The sequence below is a fragment of the Streptomyces marinisediminis genome (genome assembly GCF_026262575.1).
Classification (GTDB): Bacteria; Actinomycetota; Actinomycetes; order Streptomycetales; family Streptomycetaceae; genus Streptomyces; species Streptomyces marinisediminis.
Map to the genome: position 1 here is coordinate 19,075 of NZ_JAPKFL010000014.1, position 26,416 is coordinate 45,490.

A 26,416-nucleotide genomic window follows, 5' to 3' on the forward strand; every position below is an offset into this window, starting at 1 on the left:
CCCACCGGCCTGAACCGGACGGGCACGTTCCGGACAGGTTCCCCGTTTTGTCCGGTACGAAGGCTGACGCGGACTGGTCCGTGTGGTTAACATCACGTCCCACGGAAGCGGCAGCGGCAAGGGTGCCGAGTCACGGAGGTGCGGTGTGGGCGGAGCGCGCGCGAGGAGCAGGGCGAACGGGGTGCGCGCGGGCCTGCGGACGGGCGTCCGCGTCGCCTGGACCACCGTGGCGGACGGCGAGTTCTTCTGCCCCGCGTGCGGCGGGGACCGCAACTACGAGCGCCGCACCGGCCGCCGCCGGCTGGAGCTGCTGGGCGTGCCGCTGGCCCGCGGCGGCGCCACCGCGCCGGTGCTGGCCTGCGCCTCCTGCACGACGCACTTCGGCCCCGAGGTGCTGGACCAGCCCACCAGCACCCGGCTGGCCGCGCTGCTGCGCGACGGCGTGGAGGGCGTGGCCCTGGCGGTGCTGGCCGTGGGCGGCGCCGACCACCCGGCGGCCTGCCGCGCGGCGGTGGAGTCCGTGCACGCCGCCGGCTACCCGCAGTGCAGCGGCGAGGAGTTGGCGGCGCGGGCCGCCACCCTGCGGTCCCACGCGGGGGCGGCGCTCGGCGGCGGGCCGCAGGAGACGCGGCTGGGGGTCGAGATCGCCCTGCACGCCGCGCTCGGGCCGCTGGTCCCGCACCTGGCCGCCCCCGGCCGCGCCGGCCTGCTGCTCCAGGGGGCCCGGATCGCGCTCGCCGACGGCCCGTACCTGCCCGCCGAGCGGGCCGTGCTGGACTCGCTGGGCAGCGCGCTGGAGCTGACCACCGAGGAGACGCGGGCCGTCCTCGTCACGGCGCCGGAGCGGAGCTGACGGGTCAGAAACCCAGGCGGCGGAGCTGCTTGGGGTCGCGCTGCCAGTCCTTGGCGACCTTCACGTGCAGGTCGAGGAAGACGGGCGTGCCCAGCAGCGCCTCGATGTGGCGCCGCGAGCGGGTGCCGACCTCCTTCAGCCGCTTGCCGCCGGGGCCGATGACGATGCCCTTCTGGCTCGGCCGCTCGATGTAGACGTTGGCGTGGATGTCCAGCAGCGGCCGGTCGGCGGGGCGGTCCTCGCGCGGCAGCATCTCCTCGACCACGACGGCGATGGAGTGCGGCAGTTCGTCCCGCACGCCCTCCAGCGCCGCCTCGCGGATCAGCTCGGCGACCATCACCTGCTCCGGCTCGTCGGTGAGGTCCCCGTCCGGGTAGAGCGGCGGGCTCTCGGGCAGCATCGGCGCCAGCAGGTCCGCCAGCAGCGTGACCTGCGTGCCGTCCTTCGCCGAGACGGGCACGATCTCCGCCCACTCGATGCCCAGCTCCCGGCCGAGGCGCTCCACGGCGAGCAGTTGCTCGGCCAGCGTCCTGGAGTCCACCAGGTCCGTCTTGGTGACGACGGCCACCTTCGGGGTGCGCTTGAGCTGTGCGAGCTCGGCGGCGATGAAGCGGTCGCCCGGGCCCGTGCGCTCGTCGGCGGGCAGGCAGAACCCGATGACGTCCACCTCGGCCCAGGTGGTGCGCACCACGTCGTTCAGCCGCTCACCCAGCAGCGTGCGCGGCTTGTGCAGGCCCGGGGTGTCGACGAGCACGAGCTGCGCGTCGGGGCGGTGGACGATGCCGCGCACGGTGTGGCGCGTGGTCTGCGGCCGGTTCGAGGTGATCGCGACCTTCGTGCCCACGAGTGCGTTGGTCAGGGTGGACTTACCGGCGTTCGGACGGCCGACGAAGCAGGCGAAGCCGGCCCGGTGCGGCGCGGGAGAAGGGTCGCTCATGCCCCCATTCTCCCTGATCCCCCACCCGCTCCGAGCCGCACGCCCCCGACCGCCACCGCGCGGCCCACGCGGGCCGCACCGGGTGCGGCGCGGGCGGCCGGGCGGTCGCCCCGCCGCCCGGGGGGCGGCCGTCGCGGGGAGGCGGCCGCGCGGCGGCTCAGGCGGCCCTCGCGTGGGGCGGGAGGACGGGGGTGGGGGTGAGGAGGCCGGGGGCGGCGTGGGGTGCGGCGGCGGCCGGCCGGGTGTTCAGGTGGTGGAGCAGGGCTCCTTCGCGCAGGGCCCAGGGGCAGATGTGCACCTCGTCGATGCCCGCCAGTTTCATCACGGTGTGGGCGACGATCGCGCCGGCGGCCGACTGCCTGGCCCGCGCGGCGGAGATGCCGGGCCAGGTGGCGCGCTCGGCGGCGGGGGCCGCGGCCAGCCGCTTGGCGGCCTTCTTCACGTCCCGGCGGGCCAGGCGGCGGGGCACCAGCGGCCCCTTGCGGGCGGGCGGCGCCCCGCACAACCGGGCGAGCTGCTGGAAGGTGCGGGAGGTCGCCACCGCGGTGGACGGCGCCTCGGTGCGCAGGTGCCGGCAGACCTCGTCCATGGCCTCGCGCACGTGGTGGCGCAGGGCCCGCACCGCCTGGGGCGACGGCGGGTCGTCGTGGCCGAAGAACTCGCGGGTCAGGCGGCCGGCGCCCATCGGGAGGGAGGCGGCGAACCGCGCCGACTCGCCCGTCCCGCAGGCCACTTCGAAGGAACCGCCGCCCACGTCCAGGACGGCCATCGGACCGGCTCTGTGGCCCATCCAGCGGCGGGCCGCCAGGAGGGTCAGCTCGGCCTCCCGCCGGCCGGGCAGCACCTCCATCGTGACGCCGGTCCGCCGGCGCACCGCGGTGAGGACCTCGTCCCGGTTGGGTGCGTCGCGGACCACGGCGGTGGCGTAGACGAGGAGTTCCTCGGCACCGGCGCGCTCGGCCTTCGCCACGGCCGTCTCCACCGCCCGTGCCATGCGGTCCACGCACGCCCGGTCCAGCCTGCCGCCGGGGCCGAGCCGCTCCGCCAGCCGAAGCCGCTCCTTCGCCCGCAGCACCGGCTCCAGGTCGCCGTCCGCGCCGTCGACGACCAGCAGGTGCGCCGTGTTCGACCCCACGTCGAGTACACCCAGTTTCATGCCGTCTCTGTGCCCCGTTCCACGCGCGTCACACACCGCGGACCGGATTCCGGACGCGTCAGGGGCCCGGCGAACCGCGGGCGAGGGCGCCTCGGGCGCCGCAGTGCCGGGCCGGGGGGCCGGGCACGTTCCCGACAGCACGTCGGCAACACGTGGACTCGGGTGGGCCTGGGCCGCAGGATCGGGAGCGGGCGGCAGTGCCCGCCGCCCGCGTCGAGGAGTGCGCGCGGGCGTGGCCCGCCGGGTACGTGGTGCACCACTACACCCGCTGCCTCGGCGACCTCTCCGGCGGTCAGGTGCCGCGCGACATGGCCGAGAAGACGTGGGGCTTCGACCGCAAGGGCGACGGCGTCCGCTTCTACGTCTTCGACGGGATACCCAACCCGGCGGCGTTCAAGCGGGGTTACCGCGCCCTGCTGGACGCCGTGGACGTCGACGACCTGGAGAAGCGGCGCATGGTCGAGGAGTGCCGGCTGGCCTTCGACCACAACGCCGCCGTCCCGCGCGCACTGGACCGCGAGTTCCCCCGCACCGCCGCCTGACGCCCCGCCACACGGCGCGCCGGGGGCCAGGGCCGACGGTGGCCCCCGGCGCCGCCGTAGCCGCCGTCCTCCCCGGCCCGCGCCCCCGGGCGAGCCGGGCGGGGGCGCGGGCGGGCCGCGGTCAGCCCGCGGGGCGGGTGGTGCGCAGGGTGCCGTCCGGGCCCGCGAGCAGGACGGGGGTGGCGGCGCCGCCCAGGTCGGCGACGGCGGCCAGGTCCGCGTCCGGCAGGGCCTCGGCGTCGCTGACGACCGCGGCCGCCTCCAGCGACTTCGCGCCGGAGGCCACCGCCATGGCGACGGCCGTGCGCAGGGCGGACAGGTCCAGCGAGGGCAGGCCGACGGTGCTCGCCACGTAGGTGCGGCCGGTCTCGTCCCGTACGGCGGCGCCCTCCGCCACGCCGTTGCGCGCCCGGGCACTGCGCGCGAGCACGATGATCTTGCGGTCCTCGGGGTCGATCGCGTGGGCTTCAGTCATGACCGTGAGCATACGGGGCCGCTACAGACGGGTGGCCCCGGGGAAGGACTCGGCGGGCTCGGGGGTGCGCCCCGACGCGACCTCGCGCAGCTTCGCCACCGCCGTGCGCGCGAGCCGGGTCAGGTCCGCGTGGGCCGGGCTTTCGTGGTCGGCGTGCCCGGAGCGCGCGAGGTGCACGGTGTGCGCGCCGACGCGGACGTAGACCACCTCGGCGACGGTGTCCGGCTCGCCCCCGAAGCCCCCGCGCACGAAGCGCGCGGCGGCGCTCTCCTGCCCGAGCCCGGGGTCGCGCACGGGCTCCGCGCGGAACCGCGCCGGCCCCGCCGCGTCGGCGTCCGCCGCGCCGGGGTCCACCGCGAGCCGGAAGCCCGGGCACTGCCGGACGGCGGCCCGGAACGCGGCGACGGCGTCCGCCGCGTCGGCCGCCGACGGGTGGGAGCCGGCCCGGGTGACGAGGAAGGGGCCCACCTCGGTGCGCGCGAACCGGGCCCGGGCCTCCGCGCCGCCCCGCGCGTCGCGGAACACCGCGCGGCACGGGCCCCGCGGTGGCCGCGGCACCCCGGTCCCGCGTTCGCGCGCGGCCGTGTCGCTGTCGCTGACCCACCCGGCGGGCAGGTCCGCCAGGCTCAGCACCGCGAGCCGGAGCTGCCCGGCGTCCAGCCGCTCCGCCCGCGCCCCGGCCTGCCCGCCCTCGCCGGCCCGCCCGGCACAGGCGGTGACGCCGGCCAGCAGCAGCAGTCCGGCGGCGGCTCCCGTACGCCAACGCCCGTCCATGGCTCCATGGCGCCACGCCCCCGCCCGCCGGGCCACCGCCACTACTCCGTTCGCGTGAGCGGGGCGACGCGGCGCGCACGACGCGTCACGGGCGACACCGGCGGCCCGACCGGCGCTCCGGGCGCGGGGTCACGCCTCCTCGCCGGGCTCGCCCGGGGCGGCCGCCACGCGCTCGACCAGGACCCGGTCGATGCGGTTGCGGCGGCCCGCCGTGGACTCCGCGGTCAGGCGCAGCCCGGCCAGCGTCGGGTCGGCCGGGTCCGCGGAGAGGTCGGCCACCGCCGAGGCGCCGGCGATCGGCACCCGGCCCAGCAGCTTGGCCAGCAGGCCGCCGACGGTCTCCACGTCCTCGTCGTCGAAGTCGGTGAGCCCGTACAGCTCGCCGAGGTCGTCGATGCCCAGGCGCGCGGTGACCCGGTGGCGGCCCTCGCCCAGCTCCTCCACCGGCGGCAGCTCGCGGTCGTACTCGTCGGTGATCTCGCCGACGATCTCCTCCAGGATGTCCTCGATCGTCACGATCCCGGCGGTGGAGCCGTACTCGTCGATCACGACGGCGACGTGGTTGCGCTCGCCCTGCATCTCCCGCAGCAGGTCGCCCGCGTTCTTGGTGTCCGGCACGAACGCGGCCGGCCGCATCGTCGAGGAGACGAGCTCGGACTCCGCCTCGCGGCTGACGTGCACCTTGCGGGCCAGGTCCTTCAGGTACACGATGCCGACGACGTCGTCCTCGTTCTCGCCGATGACCGGGATGCGGGAGAAGCCGGAGCGCAGGGCGAGGGTGAGCGCCTGGCGGATCGTCTTGAAGCGCTCGATGGAGACGAGGTCGGTGCGCGGGACCATCACCTCGCGCACGAGGGTGTCGCCGAGCTGGAAGACGGAGTGCACCATGCGCCGCTCCTCGTCCTCGATCAGCGACTCCGACTCCGCGAGGTCCACCATGGCCCGCAGCTCCGCCTCGGAGGCGAAGGGGCCCCGCCTGAAGCCCCGGCCGGGCGTGAGCGCGTTGCCCAGCAGGATCAGGAGCTGCGGCAGGGGGCCGAGCACCCGGGTGAGCGGCAGCAGCACGTACGCGGCGGCCGTGGCGGTGTTCAGCGGGTGCTGGATGCCGATGGTGCGCGGCGAGACGCCGACCGCGACGTAGGACACCAGCACCATCACGGCGATGGCGACGGTGATCGCCTGCCAGGTCTGGTCGAAGGAGCGCACGCAGACGTAGGCGACGAGCACCCCGGCGGCCATCTCGCTGGCCACGCGCAGCAGCATGGCGAGGTTGAGGTAGCGCACGGGCTCGGCGGCGACCGCGGCGAGCTTGGCGCTGCCCCGGCGGCCGGAGCGCACCGCCTGCTCGGCGCGGAAGCTGGTGGTGCGGGCCAGCCCCGCCTCGGCGCAGGCGGCCAGCCAGGCCAGGACGATGAGGCCGACCGCGAGGGCGATGAGCGATGCCATGGTGGGCTCGCCGCCGTCAGGTGAGGGTGGGGGCGGGCGAGGGGCCGGTGAGGCCGTTCTCGCTCCGCCAGCCGTCCACGATGGCCTGCTGGAGACCGAACATCTCCGCCCGCTCCCCCGGCTCCTCGTGGTCGTAGCCCAGCAGGTGCAGCACGCCGTGCACGGTCAGGAGCTGGAGCTCCTCGTCCATCGTGTGGGCGGTGGGCGCCTGCTCGGCCTGGCGCGCGGCGACCTCGGGGCACAGCACGATGTCGCCGAGCAGGCCCTGGGGCGGCTCGTCGTCGTCCTTGCCCGGCGGGCGCAGCTCGTCCATCGGGAAGGACATCACGTCGGTGGGCCCGGGCAGGTCCATCCACTGCACGTGGAGCCGCTCCATGGCCTCGGTGTCCACGACGATGACCGACAGCTCGGACAGGGGGTGGATGCGCATGCGGGCGAGGGCGTAGCGGGCGATGCCGAGGATCGCCTGCTCGTCGACCTCCTGCCCGGATTCGTTGTTGACGTCGATGGACATGTGCGGCCTGGTGCTCTTCCTCGTCTGCCGGTCTGGCGGTCCCCCGCGCGCGGGGCGGGGGCCGCAGCCTACCGGGCGGCGTCCCGCGGGTGGCGGTCAGCGCCCGCCGTCGCGGTGCCCGGTGGTCTCGTCGTAGCGGTCGTACGCGTCCACGATGCGCCCGACGAGCCGGTGGCGCACCACGTCGGTGCTGTTCAGCCGCGCGAAGTGCACGTCCTCGACGCCGTCGAGGATCTCCTGCACCTGGCGCAGCCCGGACTTCGTGCCGCCGGGGAGGTCGACCTGCGTCACGTCACCGGTGATGACGATCTTGGAGTCGAAGCCGAGCCGGGTGAGGAACATCTTCATCTGCTCGGGGTTGGTGTTCTGGGCCTCGTCGAGAATGATGAAGGCGTCGTTCAGCGTCCGGCCGCGCATGTAGGCGAGCGGGGCGACCTCGATCGTCCCGGCGGCCATCAGGCGCGGGATCGAGTCGGGGTCGAGCATGTCGTGCAGCGCGTCGTACAGCGGCCGCAGGTAGGGGTCGATCTTCTCGTAGAGCGTGCCGGGCAGGAAGCCGAGCCGCTCCCCGGCCTCGACGGCCGGGCGGGTGAGGATGATGCGGTTGACCTGCTTGGACTGGAGCGCCTGCACCGCCTTGGCCATCGCCAGGTAGGTCTTTCCGGTGCCCGCCGGGCCGATGCCGAAGACGACGGTGTGCTCGTCTATGGCGTCGACGTAGCGCTTCTGGTTCAGCGTCTTGGGGCGGATGGTGCGGCCGCGGTTGGAGAGGATGTTCTGGGTCAGCACCTGGGCCGGCGTCTCGCTCTGGCCGCCGGCGCCGTCGTCCTGGGTGCGGAGCATCGCGATGGAGCGCTCCACCGCGTCCTCGGTCATCGGCTGGCCGGTGCGCAGGACGAGCATCATCTCGTCGAACAGCCGCTGGACGAGCGCGACCTCGGCCGGGTCGCCCGTGGCGCTGATCTCGTTGCCGCGCACGTGGATGTCGGTGGCGGGGAAGGCGTCCTCGATCACCCGCAGCAGCCGGTCGCCCGACCCGAGCACGGTCACCATGGGGTGCTTGGCGGGTACGGCGAAGCGGGCCTGGGTCTGGGCCTGGGAGACCTGCGCCTGGGGAACCTGTGAAGTGGGTGTCTGCGTCATGGGCCGGCCGTGGGGCCTTGCTCATCCCTCTCGCTCGCGGTGTCCTCGGACACCCAAGGGTACGCCCGCGTGGCGCCGGGGCCACGGGGGTTTTCCGCGCGCGGGCCCGGCGCCCCGCGGACGCGGCCCGGCGCGCCCGGGAGCGCGGTGCCGGGGCCGAGGGCGCGGCGGCGCTCCGCGGCGACGCGGCGGCGCTCCGGCTCCGGCGCGGGCAGATCCTCGGCGCCCGGGCGTGCGGGGCGCGCGGTGAGGGTTCCGGGGAGTCGCGAGGAAGGGGCGTCCCCCACGCCGGTCAGGCGGTCAGCACGGAGTCGTCCTCGGGACGGGCGCCGGGCAGCCGGTGGCGGGCGGCCACCAGTGCGGCGTCCACGTCGCGGGTGCCGGTGGACACGCACAGGGTGTAGGCGACGTCGTCCATGCGCTGGCGGACCTCCGGGCTGCCGTCCTCGGCGTGCAGCGCCCTCAGCGTCTCGTACTGCTCGATCAGTCCCCGGAGCACGGCGGGGTGGGCCATCAGCACGGGAGTCTCCTTCCGGAAGTCGCTAGTGCGGCTCCGGCCTGGTACCCGGCTGGGATCGGCCCATGCCCGCCGCCTCCTGTGACGTCGCGGGGCCGTGCGGGCGTGCCGCCCGGGGCGGCGGGTGCGCGGCCACCGCCCCGGGGCCGCGCGCGGGGCCGGGGCGGTGGCGGCGTGCGTCAGTCGCCCGCGAGCGCGTCGCGGACCTCGCGGAAGGCGCGCACCGCGCGGTGGACGTCCTCGGTGGAGTGGGCCGCCGAGAGCTGGACGCGGATGCGGGCCTTGCCGACCGGCACCACGGGGTAGGAGAAGGCGATCACGTAGACGCCCTTGTCGAGCAGGGCGGCGGCCATGCGGGCCGCGAGCGCCGCGTCGCCGACCATGACCGGGGTGATCGGGTGCTCGCCCGGCAGCACGTCGAAGCCGGCCGCGGCCATCTCGGAGCGGAACAGCGCGGTGTTCTCGCGCAGCCGGGCCCGCCGGTCGTCGGAGGCGGCCAGGAGGTCCAGCACCCGCAGGCTGGCGCCCACGATGGCCGGGGCCAGGGAGTTGGAGAACAGGTACGGGCGCGAGCGCTGGCGCAGCAGCTCGACGATCTCGGCGCGCCCGGAGACGTAGCCGCCGCTGGCGCCGCCCAGCGCCTTGCCGAGCGTGCCGGTGACGATGTCGACGCGGTCGGCCACCCCGTACAGCTCAGGGGTGCCGCGGCCGCCGTCGCCGACGAAGCCGACGGCGTGCGAGTCGTCGACCATGACCAGCGCGCCGTAGCGCTCGGCGAGGTCGCAGATCTCGTCCAGCGGGGCGATGTAGCCGTCCATGGAGAACACGCCGTCGGTGACGATCAGCCGGTGCCGGGCGCCGGAGGCGTCCTTCAGGCAGCGCTCCAGGTCGGCCATGTCCCGGTTGCGGTAGCGGTGGCGGGCGGCTTTGGACAGGCGGATGCCGTCGATGATGCTGGCGTGGTTGAGCTCGTCGGAGATGACGGCGTCGGCGTCGGTGAGCAGGGTCTCGAAGACGCCGCCGTTGGCGTCGAAGCAGGAGCTGTAGAGGATCGTGTCGTCGGTGCGCAGGAACTCCGACAGGCGGCGCTCCAGCTCCTTGTGCGGCTCCTGGGTGCCGCAGATGAAGCGGACCGAGGCCATGCCGAAGCCCCAGTCCTCCAGGGCCTGCTTGGCGGCGGCGACCACCTCGGGGTGGTCGGCGAGGTCGAGGTAGTTGTTGGCGCAGAAGTTGACGACCTCGCCCTCGGCCACGCGGATGGCGGCGGTCTGCGGCGAGGCGATGACGCGCTCGGACTTGTAGAGCCCGGCGTCGCGGATCTCCTGGAGCTGGGTCCGCAGGTCCGCGGCGAAGGTGTCGTACACGAGGGTCTCCTGGTCGGGCTGGGCGACGGGGCGGGACGGGTGCGGGACGGGCGGGTGCGGGACGCGGGCGGGCGGCGCCGCGCGAGCCGCGTCGGGGCGGGGTCGGGCGGGACGCGTCAGGGCAGGGTCGGACGGGTCCAGTCGATGACGACCTTGCCGCACTGGCCGGAGCGCGCGGTGGCGAAGGCCTCGACGTGCTGCTCGTAGCCGAAGCGGTGGGTGATCACCGGGCTGATGTCCAGGCCGTTGCGCAGCAGCACCGACATGGCGTACCAGGTCTCGAACATCTCCCGGCCGTAGATCCCGCGGAGGGTGAGCATGCGCGTCACCACGGTGGCCATGTCCACGGGCACGTCGGCGGTGGGCAGCCCGAGGACGGCGATGCGGCCGCCCGGGCTCATGCTCGCCACCATGTCCTGGAGCGCGTCGGGCCGGCCGGACATCTCCATGCCGATGTCGAAGCCCTCGCTCATCCCGAGCTCGTCCATGACGCCCGCGACGCCGCCGGAGCGCACGTCGTGGGCGAGGGTGGCGCCCAGCTTGCGGGCCAGGTCCAGGCGGTAGTCGCTGACGTCGGTGACGACGACGCTGCGGGCCCCGGCGTGCGCGGCGACGGCCGCGGCCATCATGCCGATCGGCCCGGCCCCGGTGACCAGCACGTCCTCGTTGACGACGGGGAAGGCCAGCGCGGTGTGGACGGCGTTGCCGAAGGGGTCGAAGATCGCCGCGACGTCGAGGTCCACGGGGTGCCGGTGCACCCACACGTTGGCCGCGGGCAGCACCACGAACTCGGCGAAGGCGCCGTCGGTGTGCACGCCCAGCCCGATGGTGCGGATGCACAGGTGGCGGCGGCCGGCCATGCAGTTGCGGCAGGTGCCGCAGACCAGGTGGCCCTCGCCGCTGACCGTGTCGCCCACCGCGATGTCCGCCACCCCGGCGCCGACCTCGACGACCTCGCCGACGAACTCGTGGCCGAGCACCAGCGGGGCCTTCACCACGCGGGCGGCCCACGCGTCCCAGCCGTCGATGTGCAGGTCGGTGCCGCAGATGCCGGTGCGCAGGACCCGGATGCGCACCTGCCCGGCGCCGGGCCGGGGCTCCGGCACCTCGGTCAGCGCGATGCCCGGCCCGGGGGCCGTCTTTGCCAGTGCCTTCATGGCCGACCACTGTGGGGCGGAGCGCCTGTGAAGTCCATCGGCATTTTCCCCGGTGCACTGTGCGGCACCGCTTCACAGCGGCTGCCATACTGCCCACCGTGATCGACCCACGACGCCTGCGCGTGCTGCGCGCGCTCGCCGAGCACGGCACCGTCACCGCCGCCGCCCGGGCGCTGTACATGTCGCCCTCGGCGGCCTCGCAGCAGTTGGCCGCCCTGGAGGCGGAGGCGGGGCACGCGCTGCTCGAACGGCGCGGACGCACCGTCCGGCTCACCGCCACCGGGGCCGTGCTGGCCGGGCACGCGGCGCGGATCGCCGCCCAGTTGGAGCAGGCCGAGGCCGATCTCGCCGCGTGCTCGGCCGGGCTGGCCGGCGAGGTGACGATCGCGGCGTTCGCGACCGCGATCACCGAGGTCGTCGCCCCCGCCCTGCCGGCGCTGCGCGCGCGGGCCCCCGAGGTCCGGGTGCGGGTGAAGGACGCGGAGGGGCCGGCCAGCCACCGCCTGCTGGCCGACGGCGAGGTGGACGTCGCCGTGGCCGTGGAGCACCCCGGCCCGCTCGGCGTCGGGGACGAGCAGGTGCTCCTGCACGAACCGCTGTACGCGGAGCCCTTCGACGTCGTGCTCCCCCAGGGCCACCGGCTGCGGGCGGACGCGCGGGTCGACCTCGGCGCACTCCGGGACGATCCGTGGATCACCCCGTGGCCCGGCAACCCGGTGCACGACGTGATGGTTCGCGCCTGCGAAGAGGCCGGGTTCAGGCCCCGGGTCGCCTGCCTCTCCGACGACTTCCGCGCGGTGTGCGCGCTGGTGGCCGCCGGCACCGGGGTCTCCCTCGTCCCCCGCTCGGCGCTGCGCGGCGGACTGCTGGGGTCGGCGTCCGGCGGCGTCGCCGTCCGCTCCGTGGGCGGGCGCCGGCCGACCCGGCGGGTGTTCACCGCCGTCCGCCGGGGCAGCCAGTCGCACCCGCTGCTGCGGCTCGCACTGGACGGGCTGCGCGCCCAGGCGGCGTCGCTGGCCGGGTGACGGCGGACGACGCCCACCGGGACGCGGCGGCCAGGGCAGCCGCCACGGACCCGGCCACTGACCCGCCGCCCGCTCCCGTCGCGTCGAGCACCTCCACCGGGACGACCGGCACCTCGTTCGCCCCCTGTGCCTGCGGCCACGACGCCCGCGACCCCGCCCGCCCGCGCGCTGGACGAACGCGTATCCCCCGCCCGACCCGCGACCCTGAGCGGTGACCACCAGACGGAGCCGCCGCCCCGGAAGAACCGGGAGCGGCTGCGGCAGTGGCCGCAGTGGGCGTGCTGGCGTGGGCGGAGCCGGGCCAGGGGCGGCTGGGGGCCCGAGCGGGCTCCGGGAGACGACCGTTCGGCGTCCGTCGGGCTTCGTGCGGCTAGGCCGGGGTGTCCTGGAGTACGAGGAACGCGGCGCGGGCCGGGTCGCCGGTGGGCGGCCGCCACGTCGCGCTGACGTGGCCGCGGCCGCGCGGCTCCGCGCCGTCGGCGTGCAGGGCGCGGACGATGGTGAGGCGGACCGGCGCCGCCCCCACCGCGATCTCGGTCCCGTGCTCGCCGTCGGTCACGCGCGGCGCGGCGGCCTCCACCGCGACGGCCGCGCCGCTGAAGTGGGCGGTCACCGACGGGTCCGGGGTGTCGCTCGCGTTCTGGTCCTGGGCCGCCGTCCGCCCCTGGAGGAAGGCGAGCACCTGCGCCACCAGCACGGGGTCGTGGGCGCCGTCGTACACCCAGCGCCGGCCCAGCACCCCGTGCTGGGAGGTGCCCAGGAGCGCCGTGTCGGGGGCGCCGTCCAGCGGCGCGCCCCGGTAGGTGAGCGGCACGTGGTAGGCGACCGGCCGCACGCCCGAGGTGTCGGTGACGACCATGAACTCCATGCCCACCGCCCCCCGCGGGTCGTCCAGGCGGAAGCCGCCGGAGACGGTGAGCTCGGGCGGACCGCCGGCGGCGGTGTACCAGGGGCGGGTGGGGAGCCAGGCGCCGATGAGGTCGAGCTTGCCCGGGTCCATCGTGGTCTTGTGGATCACAGCCATGCCGGGGCAACCGCGCGGGCCCGCCCCCGCATTCCCGCGCGTCAACGGCGGCGCGGCACCGGCACCCGCAGCAGGTCCCGGGCGACCGTGAGCTCGCCGGTGAACCCGGCGGCGCGGGCCTGGACGGCGAAGACCTCCGGGTCGGCGTACCGCTGGGAGAAGTGGGTCAGCACCAGGTGCCGCACCCCGCACTCGGCGGCGACCCGGCCCGCCTGGCCGGCCGTCAGATGTCCGTGGTCGCGGGCCAGGTGGGCGTCCTCGTCGGTGAACGTGGACTCGATGACCAGCAGGTCGCACCCCTCGGCCAGCGCCCAGACGCCCTCGCACAGCCGGGTGTCCATCACGAAGGCGAACCGCTGGCCCGGGCGGACCTCGCTGACGTCGGCCAGCCGCACGCCGCGCAGCGCGCCCGCGCGCTGGAGCCGTCCCACGTCGGGGCCGGTGACACCGGCCGCCGCCAGCCGCTCGGGCAGCATGCGCCGCCCGTCGGGTTCGACGAGCCGGTACCCGAAGGACTCCACCGGGTGGGAGAGCCGCCGCGCGGAGAGGGTGTACGCGGGCGTCCGCGCGAGCACGCCGTCCGCGGCGACCGGTTCCTCGCGCAGCGCCACCGTCTCGCGGTAGGCCGTCGCGTACCGCAGCCGGTCGAAGAAGCGCTGCCCGCCGGCCGGGAAGTGGGCGGTCACCGGGTGCGGCACGGCGTCGAGGTTGACGCGCTGGATCACCCCGGCGAGCCCGAGCGAGTGGTCACCGTGGAAGTGGGTGACGCACAGCCGGTTCAGGTCGTGCGCGGCCACCCCGGCCCGCAGCATCTGGCGCTGCGTGCCCTCCCCGGGGTCGAACAGCAGCCCCTCGCCGTCCCACAGCAGCACGTAGCCGTTGTGGTTGCGGTGCCGGGTGGGCACCTGACTGGCCGTGCCGAGGACGACCAACTCGCGGACGGACACCGTCTCTCACGGCACCCGTCAGCCGGGGGGCCACTGCAGGCCGCGCCCGGCCAGCACGTGGCCGTGCACGTGGAAGACCGTCTGCCCGGCGGCCGACCCGGTGTTGAACACCAGCCGGTAGGCCTCGGCGCCGTCCTCGGCGGCGACCCGGCCCGCCTCCTTCGCCACGTCCGCGGCGAGCTGCGGCGCGGCGGCGGCCAGCGAGGCCACGTCCGGGTAGTGCGCCTTGGGGATCACCAGGACGTGCGTGGGCGCCTGGGGGTTGATGTCCCGGAACGCGACGGTCGTCTCCGTCTCCCGCACCAGCGTCGCCGGCACCTCGCCCGCGACGATCTTGCAGAACAGGCAGTCCGCCTGCGGTTCTCCAGCCATGGGCCGGATGGTACCCGCCCGCGGTGTCCCTCAGCCCCAGCGCCCGGTGCGTCCCAGCAGCAGCGCCGCGGCGGCCGTACCGGCCGTGGAGGTGCGCAGCACGCTCGGTCCCAGCCGGTAGGGGCGGGCCCCGGCGGCGGTGCAGGCGGCCAGCTCCTCGGGGCTGATCCCGCCCTCGGGGCCGACGACGAGCGTGATGTGGCCGCCTTCGGGCAGGTCGGCGCGGGCCAGCGGCTCCGCGCCCTCCTCGTGCAGCACGGCGGCGAACCGGGCGGCGGCCAGCAGCTCGGTCAGCCCGCGGGTGGTGACCGGCTCGGTGACCTCAGGGAAGCGCAGCCGCCGCGCCTGCTTGCCGGCCTCGCGCGCGGTCGCCCGCCACTTGGCCAGCGCCTTCGCGCCGCGCTCGCCCCTCCACTGGGTGATGCAGCGGGCGGCGGCCCACGGCACGATGACGTCCACGCCGGTCTCGGTCATCGTCTCGACGGCCAGCTCTCCCCGGTCGCCCTTCGGCAGCGCCTGCACGACCGTGATCGCCGGGTGCGGCTCGGGCTCCGTGCGCAGCTCGCGGACGTCGACCTCCAGGCGGTCCTTGCCGGTGGCGGCCGTCACCACACCGGTGCCGCCGGTGCCGGCGCCGTCGGTGAGCACGACCTCCTCGCCCGCGCGCAGGCGGCGCACCGACACGGCGTGCCGCCCCTCGGGCCCGTCGACGAGCACCGGACCGACGGCCAGGCGCTCGGGGGCGACGACGAAGACGGGCGCGGTCACGGGGCGTCCCCTCCGGTGTGGTGGTCGGGGTCGCGGTGCGGGTCCGGGTCGGAGGCCGGGGCGGTGCCGTCGGACGCTCCCGACGCGTCACGGGCGGCCGCCAGCTCCGCCGCCAGCCGGGCGACGAGCTCGGCGGCGGGCAGCTCCCGGGCCAGGCGGTGCCCCTGTCCGGCCCACAGCGCCATGCCCTGTGGGTCCCCGGCGGCCGCCGCGGCCTTGCGCAGCGGCGCGGTGAGGTGGTGGACGTGCGGGTAGGCGGCCGGGGCGAAGGGGCCGTGCTCGCGCAGGAAGCGGTTGACCAGGCCGCGCGCGGGGCGGCCGGTGAACGCCCGGGTCAGCTCCGTGCGCGCGAAGACGGGGTCGGTCAGCGCCCGCTTGTGCAGCGGGTGCGCGCCGGACTCGGGACAGGCCAGGAACGCGGTGCCGAGCTGGGCGGCGGTGGCCCCGGCGGCCAGGACGGCCGCGATCTGCCGGCCGCGCATCAGCCCGCCCGCGGCGATCACCGGCAGCGGCAGCTCCTCGGTGACGCGCGTCACCAGTGGCAGCAGGCCGTATCCGGCGCCGGGGGCGTCGGCGCGGCGGTCGTCGTGGTGGGTGCCGAGGTGGCCGCCCGCCTCCACGCCCTGCACACACAGCGCGGCGGCCCCGGCCCGGTGCGCGGCGCGGGCCTCGGTGAGCGAGGTGACGGTGACGACGGTGAGGGTGCCCGCGCGCGCGAAGCGCTCCAGCACCCGTGGAGCGGGGCAGCCGAAGGTGAAGCCGACCACCGGCACGGGGTCGTCGAAGAGGACGGCGAGCTTGCCCTCGTAGCCGTCGTCGGCACCGGAGTCCGGGTCGCCGAGCTCGGTCCCGTACCAGGCGGCCTCGCCCGCGAGCTGCTCGCGGTAGACGGCCACGGCGGCGCTGGCGTCCTTGCCGGGGCCCTCGGGCGGCTGCGGCAGGAACAGGTTGACGCCGAAGGGGCGGGAGGTGCGCCGGCGCAGCTCCCGGATCTCGGCGTACATGGCGTCGGGCGTCTTGTACCCGGCCGCGAGGAAGCCCAGGCCGCCCGCCTCGCTGACGGCCGCGGCCAGGGGCGGCCCCGCACCGCCGCCCGCCATCGGCGCCTGCACGACCGGGTGGTCGTACAGGGCGGCCAGCGGGGGCGGCGCAGGCGCGGTCACCGGCCCGTCACCGGCCGCTCCAGGCGTCCTTCAGCCGGGAGAACAGGCCCTGCTGGCCCGGCTGGAACTGGCCCGTCGGGCGCTCCTCGCCGCGCAGCTTGGCCAGCTTGCGCAGCAGCTCCTCCTGCTCGGGCTCCAGCTTCGTCGGCGTCGTCACCTCGACGTGCACGATGAGGTCGCCGCGTCCGTTGCCGCGCAGGTGGGTGACGCCGCGTCCGTGCAGCGGGATGGACTGCCCGGACTGCGTGCCCGGGCGGACGTCCACGTCCTCCACGCCGTCCAGCGTCTCCAGGGGGCACTTGGTGCCCAGGGCCGCCGCCGTCATCGGGATGGTGACCGTGCAGTGCAGATCGTCCCCGCGCCGCTGGAAGACCGCGTGCTGCTTCTCGCGGATCTCCACGTACAGGTCCCCGGCGGGGCCGCCGCCGGGGCCGACCTCGCCCTCGCCGGCGAGCTGGATGCGGGTGCCGTTGTCGACGCCGGCCGGGATCTTGACGGTGAGGCTGCGCCGCGAGCGCACCCGGCCGTCCCCGGCGCACTCCGGGCACGGGGTGGGCACGACCGTGCCGAAGCCCTGGCACTGCGGGCAGGGCCGCGACGTCATCACCTGGCCGAGGAAGGAGCGCGTCACCTGCGAGACCTCGCCGCGGCCGCGGCACATGTCGCAGGTCTGCGCGGAGGTGCCGGGCGCGGCGCCCTCACCGCTGCACGTGGTGCAGACGGTGGCGGTGTCGACCTGGATCTCCTTGGTGGTGCCGAACGCGGCCTCCTCCAGCGTGATCTCCAGGCGGATCATCGCGTCCTGGCCGCGCCGGGTGCGCGAGCGCGGCCCGCGCTGCGCGGCGTTGCCGAAGAACGCGTCCATGATGTCGGAGAAGTTGCCGAAGCCGCCGCCCGCGCCGAAGCCGCCGGCCGCGCCACCGGCCGGGTCCCCGCCCAGGTCGTACATCTGCTTCTTCTGCGGGTCCGAGAGGACCTCGTAGGCGGTGTTGATCTCCTTGAAGCGCTCCTGCGTCTTCGGGTCGGGGTTCACGTCCGGGTGGAGCTCGCGCGCCAGCCGGCGGAAGGCCTTCTTGATCTCGTCCTGCGAAGCGTCGCGCTGCACGCCCAGGATCGCGTAGTAGTCCGTCGCCACTTACGACTCCGCGAGAAACTGTCCGACGTAACGTGCCACTGCGCGTACCGCTCCCATCGTTCCGGGGTAGTCCATGCGGGTCGGTCCGACCACGCCGAGCTTGGCGACCGCCTGGTCGCCGGAACCGTAACCGACCGAGACGACGGACGTGGAATTGAGGCCCTCGTGCTCGTTCTCGTGCCCGATGCGGACGGTGACGTCACGGTCGGTCGCCTCACCGAGCAGCTTGAGCAGCACGACCTGCTCCTCCAACGCCTCCAGCACCGGCCGGATGGTCAGGGGGAAGTCGTGCCCGAAGCGGGTCAGGTTGGCGGTGCCGCCGATGACCAGACGCTCCTCGGTCTCCTCCACGAGCGTCTCCAGCAGCGTCGCCACGACGGCCTGGACCGCGCCGCGGTCCTCGGCGTCGAAGGCGTCGGCCAGGTCCTGCACGAGCTGCGGGACGGCGGTGAAGCGCTGCCCCGCGACACGGCTGTTGAGCCGGGCGCGCAGATCGGCCACCGCGTTCTCGGTGACCGGCCCCGGGCAGTCCACCATGCGCTGTTCGACCCGGCCGGTGTCGGTGATGAGCACCAGCATGACGCGGGCCGGGGCCAGCGCCAGCAGCTCCACGTGACGCACGGTGGAGCGCGTCAGCGAGGGGTACTGCACGACGGCGACCTGCCGCGTGAGCTGGGCCAGCAGCCGCACCGTGCGGCCCACGACGTCGTCCAGGTCGACCGCGCCGTCCAGGAAGTGCTGGACGGCCCGCCGCTCGGGCACCGACATGGGCTTCACGCTCGCCAGCCGGTCGACGAACAGGCGGTAGCCCTTGTCGGTGGGGATCCGCCCCGCACTGGTGTGCGGTTGCTGGATGTACCCCTCCTCCTCCAGCGCCGCCATGTCGTTGCGGACCGTGGCCGGGGACACGTTCAGGCCGTGCCGCTCGGTCAGCGCCTTGGAGCCCACGGGCTCCTCGGTGCCCACGTAGTCCTGGACGATGGCACGCAACACCTGGAGTCGGCGTTCGCTCAGCATGGTGCGCACCTCCCGTCCGGCCGTACTGCGTGGCGTTCCCGCCCTGGCACTCTGCGTGGGCGAGTGCCAACTCTCCCGGGCCAGTGTACGGCCGGTTCCCACGCCCCGGGCAAGGGCGGCCGCATGCGACCGTACCGCGTGCCGGGCACACCGGCGCCGGTGGCGCTAGCGTCGGCGGTATGACGGCACGGTGGGAGGAGCTGGCCGAGGGCGTCGTGCGGCGGCGGCTGCCCGGCTGGGACGAGACGGTGGGCGCCGTGCGCGGCCCGGACGGCGTGCTGGTGGTCGACACCGGCGCCACGCTGCGCTGCGGCGCGGAGCTCCGGCGCGAGCTGCGCGCGCTGTTCGGCGCGCCCGTGCGGTGGGTGGCGCTCACCCACCCGCACTTCGACCACGTGCTCGGCACCGCCGCGTTCGCCGGCGTCCAGGTGTACGGGGCGGTGGGGACGGCGGCCCTGTTCTCGTCGGGCCCCGCAGGCCCCGCAGGCCCCGCAGGCCCCGCGAAGCCCGCGGCGCCCGGGACGTCCGCGTTCGCCGACGAGCTGCGGGCCGACGCGGTACGCCACGGCGTCTCCCCCGACGAGGCGGCCTCCGCCGCCGACGCGCTGGTGACCCCGCACCACCAGGTCAGCGGCGAGCTGACCCTCTCGCTCGGCGGCGACCGGCGCGTCATGCTCGCCAACGTGGGCCCCGGGCACACCGGGCACGACCTCGCCGTGCTGGTGCCGGGCTCGCCGGGGGTCGTCTTCTGCGGCGATCTCGTGGAGGAGTCCGGCGAACCGCAGGCCGGGCGCGACGCGCACCCGGCCGCCTGGCCCGCCGCGCTGGACCGCCTGCTGGCGCTCGGCGGCCCGCACGCGCGCTACGTCCCCGGCCACGGCGCCGTCGTCGACGCCGCGTTCGTGCGCGCCCAGCGGGTGGCCCTGGCACGCCGCTTCGGCGTCCCGCGCTGAGCCGCCGCGCCCCGGCGGCGCGCCGCCGGGCGCGCCGCCGGGCGCGCCGCCGGGGTGCGGCCCGCGCCGCGGGGCCGGGGGACGGCAGAATGCCCCCATGCGCAACGGCCGTTACGACAACGTGGACTTCACCGCACCGTGGAAGCGGGGCACCCCGGCGCCGGAGCTGGAGGCCGCGCCCGACCTCGTGGTGGAACACGCCGCGAGCGGCTTCTGCGGCGCCGTCGTGCGCTGCGAGAAGACCGCGCAGGGCCCCACGGTCACCCTGGAGGACCGGTTCGGCAAGCACCGGGTGTTCCCCCTGGAGCCGCGCGGCTTCCTGGTGGACGGCGAGCCCGTCACCCTCGTCCGCCCCCGCCGCGCCGCCCCCGCGGGCGCGGCCCGCACCGCCTCCGGCTCGCTGGCCGTGCCGGGGGCGAAGGCCCGGGTGGCGCGGGCCGGCCGCATCTACGTCGAGGGCCGCCACGACGCGGAGCTGGTGGAGCGCGTGTGGGGCGACGACCTGCGCATCGAGGGCGTCGTCGTGGAGTACCTGGCGGGCGTGGACGTCCTGCCGGCCGTCGTCGAGCGCTTCGGCCCCACACCGCGGGCACGGCTGGGCGTGCTCGTGGACCACCTCGTGCCGGGCTCGAAGGAGTGGCGCATCGCACAGGCGGTGAGCGGCGACCACGTGCTCGTCGTCGGCCACCCGTTCGTCGACGTGTGGGCGGCCGTCAAGCCCGCCTCGGTCGGCATCGCGCGCTGGCCGCAGGTGCCCCGGGGCCAGGACTGGAAGATTGGGGTGTGCCGCGCGCTCGGATGGCCGGAGAACACCGGCGCGGCCTGGCAGCGCATCCTGGCCGGGGTGCGCTCCTACCGCGACCTGGAGCCCGAGCTCCTGGGGCCGGTGGAGCACCTCATCGACCACGTCACCGTGGGCGGCCCCACCGGGTGAGCCGGGCCGCCGCGCCGATCGCGGACAGGGGACGCGCGCCGATCGCGGACAATGGACGCATGCCCTCCGCACTCCCCGACGGCGAGCCCGTGCCCGCCGACGGCGCCCTGCCGGCCGCCGCGCTGGCCGGCCGCGCCCAGCGCCCGCTCGGTTTCTACCTGCACGTCCCGTACTGCGCCACGCGCTGCGGGTACTGCGACTTCAACACCTACACCGCCGGCGAGCTGCACGGCTCCGGCGGGGTGCTGGCGTCCCGGGAGAACTACGCGGACACCCTGGCCGACGAGGTCCGCCTCGCCCGGAAGGTGCTGGGCGACGATCCGCGCCCGGTCAGCACCGTCTTCGTCGGCGGCGGCACCCCGACGCTGCTGCCCGCCGCCGACCTGGGCCGGATGCTCGCCGCGGTGCGCGAGGAGTTCGGGCTCGCCCCGGACGCGGAGGTCACCACCGAGGCCAACCCGGAGTCCGTGGACCGGGCGTACCTGGCCCGGCTGCGGGAGGCCGGGTTCAGCCGCGTGTCGTTCGGCATGCAGAGCGCCCGCCCGCACGTGCTGCGGGTGCTGGACCGCACGCACACCCCCGGACGGCCCGAGCAGTGCGTGGCCGACGCCCGCGCGGCCGGGTTCGACCACGTCAACCTGGACCTGATCTACGGCACGCCCGGTGAGAGCCACGCCGACTGGCGCGCCTCCCTGGACGCGGCGCTCGGCGCGGAGCCCGACCACGTCTCGGCGTACGCGCTGATCGTGGAGGACGGCACCCAGCTCGCCCGGCGCGTGCGGCGCGGCGAGCTGCCGATGCCGGACGACGACGCGCTGGCCGACCGCTACTTGATCGCCGAGGACCGGCTGGGCGAGGCGGGGCTGTCCTGGTACGAGGTGTCGAACTGGGCGCGCACCGAGGCCGGGCGGTGCCGCCACAACGAGCTGTACTGGACCGGCGCCGACTGGTGGGGCGCCGGGCCCGGCGCGCACAGCCACGTCGGCGGCGTGCGCTGGTGGAACGTCCGGCACCCCGCCGGCTACGCGCAGGCGCTGGCGGCGGGCCGCTCGCCCGGGGCGGGCCGGGAGGTGCTGAGCGCCGAGGACCGCCGCGTGGAGCGCGTCATGCTGGAGCTGCGCCTGGTGGACGGCGTGCCGCTGGACGTGCTGACCCCGGCGGGCACCGCGGGGGCCGAGCGGGCGCTGGCGGCCGGACTGCTGCGTCCGGAGGCGTACGCGGCCGGGCGGGCCGCCCTCACCCTGCGCGGCCGCATGCTGGCCGACGCCGTGGTGCGCGACCTGGTGGACTGACCCGCGGGCCGTCCCGGCGCCCGGAGCCCGCGGCGCCCCGGCCGTGCTCCGCGCGCCGGGGGCCGTCCGGGTGCGGAACGGGCTCGGGCGGGCGCACGGCCGGGAGTCCGGGCACGGCGAAGGCCCCGCGCTCCCGTGGGGAGGGATCGCGGGGCCTTGGCCGTCGTACGGTGCGCGCCGCACCCGCGTGGCGAACGCAGGCCGCGTGCGGCGCGAGGTGGGTCCCGTCGGGACGCGCGGTGCGGGGCGGCTGATGAGAGGGCAGCCGCGCGGTTCCGGCACCGGGTCACCGCGGCGGGGGGCTCACGCCCCCGGAGTCACTTCCGCAGACCGGAGACCTGCTGGGCCAGCGCCGACTTCTTGTTGGCGGCGTTGTTCTTGTGCAGGACGCCCTTGCTGACGGCCTTGTCCAGCTTGCGGGTGGCGACGCGCGCCGCCTCGTCGGCCTGGGCGCTCTCCCCGGCGGCGACGGCCTCGCGCACGCGGCGGATGGCCGTCTTCAGCTCGGACTTGACCGCCTTGTTGCGCTGGCGGGCCTTCTCGTTGGTCTTGATCCGCTTGATCTGGGACTTGATGTTCGCCACGAAGGAGCCTTCTCGGGTTGCGACAGATGATGTGCGTGCACCGCCCGTCCGCAGTCGCCCGCCGCTGCTCAGCCGGGGCTGTCCAGCGGGGCCACGACGGCACGAGGCACAGTCGCCCACCTTAGCAGGGGGCCACCGGCCGCCCTAATCCGTCCCCCCGGCGCCGGACATGGGACGATGGGGGCGACGTACCGAACCGCAGCCATGATTCTGACAGGACCCCGCGTGCCCGCCACCTCCTCGAACGTGCCCGAGCCGCGCCGCACCGACCCGGCGCTGATCCGCAACTTCTGCATCATCGCGCACATCGACCACGGCAAGTCCACGCTCGCCGACCGGATGCTCCAGCTCACCGGCATCGTCGACGAGCGCCAGATGCGTGCGCAGTACCTCGACCGCATGGACATCGAGCGGGAACGCGGCATCACGATCAAGTCACAGGCCGTGCGCATGCCCTGGTCGCCCTCGGCGGGCGACGACACGGGCACCGCGCACATCCTGAACATGATCGACACCCCGGGCCACGTGGACTTCACCTACGAGGTCTCCCGCTCGCTCGCGGCCTGCGAGGGGTGCGTCCTGCTGGTGGACGCCGCCCAGGGCATCGAGGCGCAGACGCTGGCCAACCTGTACCTGGCGATGGAGCACGACCTCACCATCATCCCGGTGCTGAACAAGATCGACCTGCCCGCCGCGCAGCCGGACAAGTTCGCCGCCGAGCTGGCTCACCTGATCGGCTGCGACCCCGGCGACGTGCTGCGGGTGTCCGCGAAGACCGGCGAGGGCGTGCGGGAGCTGCTGGACGAGGTGGTGCGGCTGGTGCCCGCCCCCGTCGGCGACGCGGACGCGCCCGCCCGCGCGATGATCTTCGACTCGGTCTACGACGCCTACCGGGGCGTGGTGACGTACGTGAAGGTCGTCGACGGCGAGCTGGGCCGCCGCGAGCGCATCCGCATGATGTCCACCGGTGCGCAGCACGAGCTGCTGGAGATCGGCACCAACTCCCCGGAGATGACGGTCTCCGACGGCCTGGGCGTGGGCGAGGTGGGCTACCTGATCACCGGCGTGAAGGACGTGCGCCAGTCCAAGGTGGGTGACACCATCACCTCGCTGCACAAGGGCGCCACCGAGGCGCTGCCCGGGTACAAGGACCCCAAGCCCATGGTGTTCTCCGGCCTGTACCCGCTGGACGGCTCCGACTACCCGGAGCTGCGGGACGCGCTGGACAAGCTCCAGCTCAACGACGCCGCCCTGGTCTACGAGCCGGAGACCTCCGCCGCGCTCGGCTTCGGCTTCCGCGTGGGCTTCCTCGGGCTGCTGCACCTGGAGGTCATCCGCGAGCGGCTGGAGCGCGAGTTCGGGCTCGCCCTGATCGCCACCGCGCCGAACGTGGTGTACCAGGTGGTCATGGAGGACGGCACCGAGCACGTCGTCACCAACCCCAGCGAGTTCCCCACCGGCAAGATCGCCGAGGTGCACGAGCCGGTGGTGCGGGCGACGCTGCTGGCACCCAGCGAGTTCATCGGCGCGATCATGGAGCTGTGCCAGGGGCGCCGCGGCAACCTGCTGGGCATGGACTACTTGTCCGAGGACCGCGTCGAGCTGCGCTACACCCTGCCGCTGGCCGAGATCGTCTTCGACTTCTTCGACGCGCTGAAGTCCAAGACGCGCGGCTACGCCTCGCTGGACTACGAGCCCACCGGTGAGCAGAGCGCGGAGCTGGTGAAGGTCGACATCCTGCTGCACGGCGACAAGGTGGACGCGTTCTCGGCCATCGTGCACAAGGAGAAGGCGTACGCGTACGGCGTCCGCATGGCCGGGAAGCTGCGCGAGCTGATCCCGCGGCAGCAGTTCGAGGTGCCGATCCAGGCCGCCGTGGGCTCGCGCGTCATCGCCCGGGAGACGGTGCGCGCCATCCGCAAGGACGTGCTGGCCAAGTGCTACGGCGGCGACATCTCCCGCAAGCGCAAGCTGCTGGAGAAGCAGAAGGAGGGCAAGAAGCGCATGAAGGTGGTCGGCCGGGTGGAGGTGCCCCAGGAGGCCTTCATCGCCGCCCTCTCCAGCGACGACTCGGCGGCCAAGAAGTAGCCCGCCGCTCCGCGCCCGCCGCCCGGCGGGGTCCGGCCAGGCGCCGCCGGCCCCGGGCCGCCTCCTGAGGGCGTCCGGCCGGGGTCCGGCTGGGTCCGCGCCGGGGCGCGGCGGCCCCGCGCGGACCCCGCTCCGCCGCTCGCCGCCCGGTCCGGCGGCCCGGAGCGGAACCGGGGAGTAACGAAAACGTTGCCGGGGCCGCGGCCCCTTACATACCGGGGTCACGGCCCCTTAGTCTGAGCGCGCTTGAGTTACTCGTGAGTCACCCCCCAGCAACGTGCGGGCCACGGAGGATGTCGTGAGCGACACGCAACCCCAGATCGAGAACCGGCCGCCCTCCGTGGCGGCGCTCTTCCTCGAGCGCATCGAAGCCACTCCGGACGGCGAGGCGTACCGCTATCCCGTTCCCTCGGCCACCGGCTCCGGGCCCGACGAGTGGCGCTCCTACTCCTGGGCGGAGGCGGCGCGGCGCGTGTTCGCCATCGCCGCCGGGCTGCTGGACCTCGGCATCGAGACCGAGCAGCGGGTGGCCATCGCCTCCGGCACCCGGGTGGACTGGATCCTGTGCGACCTCGGCGTGCTGTGCGCCGGCGCCGCGACGACCACGGTGTACCCCAGCACCAACGCCGAGGAGACCGCGTACATCCTCGCCGACTCCGACAGCCGCGTCCTCATCGCCGAGGACACGACCCAGCTCGCCAAGGCGCGCCGGCAGCGCGCCGAGCTGCCGGAGCTGGCCCACGTGGTCGTCATCGACCCCGGCGGCGCCCCGCTGGCCGAGGACGGCGACCCCGAGGGCTGGGCGCTGTCGCTGGACGAGCTGATCCAGCGCGGCGAGGCGTACCTGGAGAAGCACCCGCAGGCCGTCAAGGAGAAGGTGGCCGCGCTCCGCGCCGACCAGCTCGCCACCCTCATCTACACCTCCGGCACCACCGGCAAGCCCAAGGGCGTGCGCCTGCCGCACGACAACTGGTCCTACATGGGCAAGGCCATCGCGGCGCAGGGGCTGGTGGAGCGGGACGACGTGCAGTACCTGTGGCTGCCGCTGGCGCACGTCTTCGGCAAGGTGCTCACCGCGGGCCAGATCGAGGTCGGCCACGTCACCGCCGTCGACGGGCGCGTCGACAAGATCATCGAGAACCTGCCGGTGGTGCAGCCGACGTACATGGCCGCCGTACCGCGCATCTTCGAGAAGGTCTACAACGGGGTCGCCGCCAAGGCGCGCGCGGGCGGTGGCGCCAAGCACAAGATCTTCCTGTGGGCCGCCGACGTCGCCCGCGCGTACGCCAGGACGACCCAGGACAACTACCGCCGCACCGGCAGCGCCACCGCCCCGGCGGGGCTGCGGATCAAGCACGCCGTGGCCGACAAGCTCGTCTACGGCAAGCTGCGCGAGGCGTTCGGCGGGCGGCTGCGGGCCTGCGTCTCCGGCTCGGCCGCGCTCGCCCCCGACATCGGCTACTTCTTCGCCGGCGCGGGCATCCACATCCTGGAGGGGTACGGGCTCACCGAGTCCAGCGCCGCCAGCTTCTGCAACCCCGGCGAGGGCTACCGCACCGGCACCGTCGGCAAGCCGCTGCCGGGGTGCGAGGTGCGCGTCGCCGAGGACGGCGAGATCCTGCTGCGCGGGCCGGGCATCATGCAGGGCTACCACGGGCTGCCCGAGAAGACGGACGAGGTGCTGGAGTCCGACGGCTGGTTCCACACCGGCGACATCGGGGAGCTGTCCGACGACGGCTTCCTGCGCATCACCGACCGCAAGAAGGACATGTTCAAGACCTCCGGCGGCAAGTACGTCGCCCCGGCGGAGATCGAGGGCCAGTTCAAGGCGGTGTGCCCGTACGTGTCCTCGATCCTGGTGCACGGCGCGGACCGCAACTACTGCACCGCCCTCATCGCGCTGGACGAGGCCGCCCTCATGGGCTGGGCCGCGGAGCACGGCATGGCCGGCCGGGAGTACGCCGAGGTCGTCGCCTCCCCGCAGGTGCGCGAACTGATCGGCGGGTACGTCGAGCGGCTCAACGCCGGGCTGCAGCGCTGGCAGACGATCAAGCAGTTCCGCATCCTGCCGCGCGACCTGGACGTCGAGCACGGCGAGCTGACGCCCAGCCTCAAGCTCAAGCGCCCCGTCGTGGAGCGGGAGTTCGGCCACTTGCTGGAGGAGATGTACACCGGGGCGCGGGAGCAGTAGCCGACGCCCCGGAACGGGCGGGTGGGGGCCGGGAGCCCGGTGTGA

25 protein-coding genes and 1 pseudogene are annotated in these 26,416 nt (G+C 75.1%); 8 read left to right on the forward strand and 18 right to left on the reverse strand.

Annotated features, from left to right (window positions below):
* Nucleotides 1-145: 145 nt before the first annotated feature.
* Nucleotides 146-853, forward strand: a complete 708-nt coding sequence (locus OSB71_RS13300; RefSeq protein WP_265947881.1) for a TerB family tellurite resistance protein — start codon at nt 146-148, stop codon at nt 851-853.
* A gap of 4 nt (nt 854-857) precedes the next feature.
* Here the strand turns inward: OSB71_RS13300 and era are convergent, their stop codons facing one another.
* Nucleotides 858-1,790 carry a GTPase Era gene (gene era / locus OSB71_RS13305; RefSeq protein WP_265947883.1) on the reverse strand — a complete coding sequence of 311 codons (933 nt, stop codon included), beginning with the start codon at nt 1,788-1,790 and terminating at the stop codon, nt 858-860.
* 157 nt (nt 1,791-1,947) lie between these two features.
* Entirely contained in the window at nt 1,948-2,946 is a 999-nt protein-coding gene (locus tag OSB71_RS13310; RefSeq protein ID WP_265947885.1) for a Ppx/GppA family phosphatase, read from the reverse strand.
* A gap of 194 nt (nt 2,947-3,140) precedes the next feature.
* Between OSB71_RS13310 and OSB71_RS13315 the strand changes: the two are divergent.
* Nucleotides 3,141-3,488, forward strand: a pseudogene (locus OSB71_RS13315) (biliverdin-producing heme oxygenase); the annotation flags it as partial.
* A gap of 121 nt (nt 3,489-3,609) precedes the next feature.
* Here OSB71_RS13315 and OSB71_RS13320 read toward each other — a convergent pair.
* The 8 genes from OSB71_RS13320 to tdh all read right to left on the reverse strand — a co-directional run bounded on the left by OSB71_RS13320 (nt 3,610) and on the right by tdh (nt 10,878).
* Nucleotides 3,610-3,975, reverse strand: a complete 366-nt coding sequence (locus OSB71_RS13320; RefSeq protein ID WP_502362179.1) for a cytidine deaminase-like protein — start codon at nt 3,973-3,975, stop codon at nt 3,610-3,612.
* Nucleotides 3,976-3,984: 9 nt separating this feature from the next.
* Nucleotides 3,985-4,737, reverse strand: coding sequence for a hypothetical protein (locus tag OSB71_RS13325; RefSeq protein WP_265947889.1), 753 nt, complete (start codon nt 4,735-4,737; stop codon nt 3,985-3,987).
* Between the two features lie 129 nt (nt 4,738-4,866).
* The gene (locus OSB71_RS13330; RefSeq protein WP_265947892.1) at nt 4,867-6,183 is read right to left on the reverse strand and encodes a hemolysin family protein; all 1,317 of its coding nucleotides are present in this window, start codon (nt 6,181-6,183) and stop codon (nt 4,867-4,869) included.
* Nucleotides 6,184-6,199: 16 nt separating this feature from the next.
* Nucleotides 6,200-6,697: an rRNA maturation RNase YbeY gene (gene ybeY, locus OSB71_RS13335; protein WP_265947894.1), complete on the reverse strand. Its 498-nt coding sequence runs from the start codon at nt 6,695-6,697 to the stop codon at nt 6,200-6,202.
* Between the two features lie 96 nt (nt 6,698-6,793).
* A complete protein-coding gene (locus OSB71_RS13340; protein WP_265947896.1) occupies nt 6,794-7,840 on the reverse strand; it encodes a PhoH family protein in 1,047 nt (348 codons plus the stop codon).
* 292 nt (nt 7,841-8,132) lie between these two features.
* Nucleotides 8,133-8,360 carry a DUF5133 domain-containing protein gene (locus OSB71_RS13345; protein WP_265947898.1) on the reverse strand — a complete coding sequence of 76 codons (228 nt, stop codon included), beginning with the start codon at nt 8,358-8,360 and terminating at the stop codon, nt 8,133-8,135.
* Between the two features lie 176 nt (nt 8,361-8,536).
* Complete coding sequence (locus OSB71_RS13350; RefSeq protein ID WP_265947900.1) at nt 8,537-9,721, reverse strand: glycine C-acetyltransferase; 1,185 nt, start codon at nt 9,719-9,721, stop codon at nt 8,537-8,539.
* A gap of 116 nt (nt 9,722-9,837) precedes the next feature.
* Entirely contained in the window at nt 9,838-10,878 is a 1,041-nt protein-coding gene (gene tdh, locus OSB71_RS13355) for an L-threonine 3-dehydrogenase (protein ID WP_265947902.1), read from the reverse strand.
* A 98-nt stretch (nt 10,879-10,976) separates the two neighbouring features.
* On the opposite strand from tdh, the gene OSB71_RS13360 reads away from it, so the two are divergent.
* Complete coding sequence (locus OSB71_RS13360; RefSeq protein ID WP_265947904.1) at nt 10,977-11,903, forward strand: LysR family transcriptional regulator; 927 nt, start codon at nt 10,977-10,979, stop codon at nt 11,901-11,903.
* Between the two features lie 370 nt (nt 11,904-12,273).
* On the opposite strand, the gene OSB71_RS13365 is transcribed toward OSB71_RS13360, so the two are convergent.
* From OSB71_RS13365 to hrcA, 7 genes are all read right to left on the reverse strand, one after another.
* Nucleotides 12,274-12,927, reverse strand: coding sequence for a maltokinase N-terminal cap-like domain-containing protein (locus OSB71_RS13365; RefSeq protein WP_265947905.1), 654 nt, complete (start codon nt 12,925-12,927; stop codon nt 12,274-12,276).
* A 41-nt stretch (nt 12,928-12,968) separates the two neighbouring features.
* Complete coding sequence (locus OSB71_RS13370) at nt 12,969-13,874, reverse strand: ribonuclease Z (RefSeq protein WP_265947907.1); 906 nt, start codon at nt 13,872-13,874, stop codon at nt 12,969-12,971.
* Between the two features lie 18 nt (nt 13,875-13,892).
* On the reverse strand, nt 13,893-14,246 hold the full coding sequence (locus OSB71_RS13375) for a histidine triad nucleotide-binding protein (RefSeq protein ID WP_265947909.1): 354 nt from the start codon (nt 14,244-14,246) through the stop codon (nt 13,893-13,895).
* A 30-nt stretch (nt 14,247-14,276) separates the two neighbouring features.
* Nucleotides 14,277-15,014, reverse strand: a complete 738-nt coding sequence (locus OSB71_RS13380) for a 16S rRNA (uracil(1498)-N(3))-methyltransferase (protein ID WP_265947910.1) — start codon at nt 15,012-15,014, stop codon at nt 14,277-14,279.
* Entirely contained in the window at nt 15,011-16,114 is a 1,104-nt protein-coding gene (locus tag OSB71_RS13385; RefSeq protein WP_265948067.1) for a nitronate monooxygenase, read from the reverse strand. The genes OSB71_RS13380 and OSB71_RS13385 overlap by 4 nt, the downstream gene beginning before the upstream one ends.
* Nucleotides 16,115-16,184: 70 nt before the next feature.
* A complete protein-coding gene (gene dnaJ, locus OSB71_RS13390) occupies nt 16,185-17,312 on the reverse strand; it encodes a molecular chaperone DnaJ (RefSeq protein ID WP_265947912.1) in 1,128 nt (375 codons plus the stop codon).
* The gene (hrcA, locus tag OSB71_RS13395; RefSeq protein WP_265947914.1) at nt 17,313-18,329 is read right to left on the reverse strand and encodes a heat-inducible transcriptional repressor HrcA; all 1,017 of its coding nucleotides are present in this window, start codon (nt 18,327-18,329) and stop codon (nt 17,313-17,315) included.
* 179 nt (nt 18,330-18,508) lie between these two features.
* Here hrcA and OSB71_RS13400 point away from each other — a divergent pair, with 179 nt between their 5' ends.
* The 3 genes from OSB71_RS13400 (at nt 18,509) to hemW (ending at nt 21,508) form a co-directional block, all read left to right on the forward strand.
* Nucleotides 18,509-19,282, forward strand: coding sequence for an MBL fold metallo-hydrolase (locus OSB71_RS13400; RefSeq protein ID WP_265947916.1), 774 nt, complete (start codon nt 18,509-18,511; stop codon nt 19,280-19,282).
* A 97-nt stretch (nt 19,283-19,379) separates the two neighbouring features.
* Nucleotides 19,380-20,216, forward strand: coding sequence for a DUF3097 domain-containing protein (locus OSB71_RS13405; RefSeq protein WP_265947919.1), 837 nt, complete (start codon nt 19,380-19,382; stop codon nt 20,214-20,216).
* A 59-nt stretch (nt 20,217-20,275) separates the two neighbouring features.
* Nucleotides 20,276-21,508 carry a radical SAM family heme chaperone HemW gene (hemW, locus tag OSB71_RS13410; RefSeq protein WP_265947921.1) on the forward strand — a complete coding sequence of 411 codons (1,233 nt, stop codon included), beginning with the start codon at nt 20,276-20,278 and terminating at the stop codon, nt 21,506-21,508.
* Between the two features lie 317 nt (nt 21,509-21,825).
* On the opposite strand, the gene rpsT is transcribed toward hemW, so the two are convergent.
* Nucleotides 21,826-22,092: a 30S ribosomal protein S20 gene (gene rpsT, locus OSB71_RS13415; RefSeq protein WP_265947923.1), complete on the reverse strand. Its 267-nt coding sequence runs from the start codon at nt 22,090-22,092 to the stop codon at nt 21,826-21,828.
* 225 nt (nt 22,093-22,317) lie between these two features.
* Between rpsT and lepA the strand changes: the two genes are divergently transcribed.
* Complete coding sequence (gene lepA / locus OSB71_RS13420) at nt 22,318-24,180, forward strand: translation elongation factor 4 (RefSeq protein WP_265947925.1); 1,863 nt, start codon at nt 22,318-22,320, stop codon at nt 24,178-24,180.
* 298 nt (nt 24,181-24,478) lie between these two features.
* Nucleotides 24,479-26,371 carry an AMP-dependent synthetase/ligase gene (locus tag OSB71_RS13425; protein WP_265947927.1) on the forward strand — a complete coding sequence of 631 codons (1,893 nt, stop codon included), beginning with the start codon at nt 24,479-24,481 and terminating at the stop codon, nt 26,369-26,371.
* Nucleotides 26,372-26,416: the final 45 nt, after the last annotated feature.

Excerpts from the sequence above, each read along its gene's own strand:
- OSB71_RS13320 (WP_502362179.1), bottom strand. The coding sequence starts at position 3,975 with ATGCTCACGGTCATGACTGAAGCCCACGCGATCGACCCCGAGGACCGC.
- OSB71_RS13310 (WP_265947885.1), bottom strand. The coding sequence starts at position 2,946 with ATGAAACTGGGTGTACTCGACGTGGGGTCGAACACGGCGCACCTGCTG.
- tdh (WP_265947902.1), bottom strand. The coding sequence starts at position 10,878 with ATGAAGGCACTGGCAAAGACGGCCCCCGGGCCGGGCATCGCGCTGACC.
- era (WP_265947883.1), bottom strand. The coding sequence starts at position 1,790 with ATGAGCGACCCTTCTCCCGCGCCGCACCGGGCCGGCTTCGCCTGCTTC.
- OSB71_RS13375 (WP_265947909.1), bottom strand. The coding sequence starts at position 14,246 with ATGGCTGGAGAACCGCAGGCGGACTGCCTGTTCTGCAAGATCGTCGCG.
- OSB71_RS13405 (WP_265947919.1), top strand. The coding sequence starts at position 19,380 with ATGCGCAACGGCCGTTACGACAACGTGGACTTCACCGCACCGTGGAAG.
- OSB71_RS13325 (WP_265947889.1), bottom strand. The coding sequence starts at position 4,737 with ATGGACGGGCGTTGGCGTACGGGAGCCGCCGCCGGACTGCTGCTGCTG.
- OSB71_RS13330 (WP_265947892.1), bottom strand. The coding sequence starts at position 6,183 with ATGGCATCGCTCATCGCCCTCGCGGTCGGCCTCATCGTCCTGGCCTGG.
- hemW (WP_265947921.1), top strand. The coding sequence starts at position 20,276 with ATGCCCTCCGCACTCCCCGACGGCGAGCCCGTGCCCGCCGACGGCGCC.
- OSB71_RS13365 (WP_265947905.1), bottom strand. The coding sequence starts at position 12,927 with ATGGCTGTGATCCACAAGACCACGATGGACCCGGGCAAGCTCGACCTC.
- ybeY (WP_265947894.1), bottom strand. The coding sequence starts at position 6,697 with ATGTCCATCGACGTCAACAACGAATCCGGGCAGGAGGTCGACGAGCAG.
- OSB71_RS13340 (WP_265947896.1), bottom strand. The coding sequence starts at position 7,840 with ATGACGCAGACACCCACTTCACAGGTTCCCCAGGCGCAGGTCTCCCAG.
- hrcA (WP_265947914.1), bottom strand. The coding sequence starts at position 18,329 with ATGCTGAGCGAACGCCGACTCCAGGTGTTGCGTGCCATCGTCCAGGAC.
- OSB71_RS13385 (WP_265948067.1), bottom strand. The coding sequence starts at position 16,114 with ATGGCGGGCGGCGGTGCGGGGCCGCCCCTGGCCGCGGCCGTCAGCGAG.
- OSB71_RS13400 (WP_265947916.1), top strand. The coding sequence starts at position 18,509 with ATGACGGCACGGTGGGAGGAGCTGGCCGAGGGCGTCGTGCGGCGGCGG.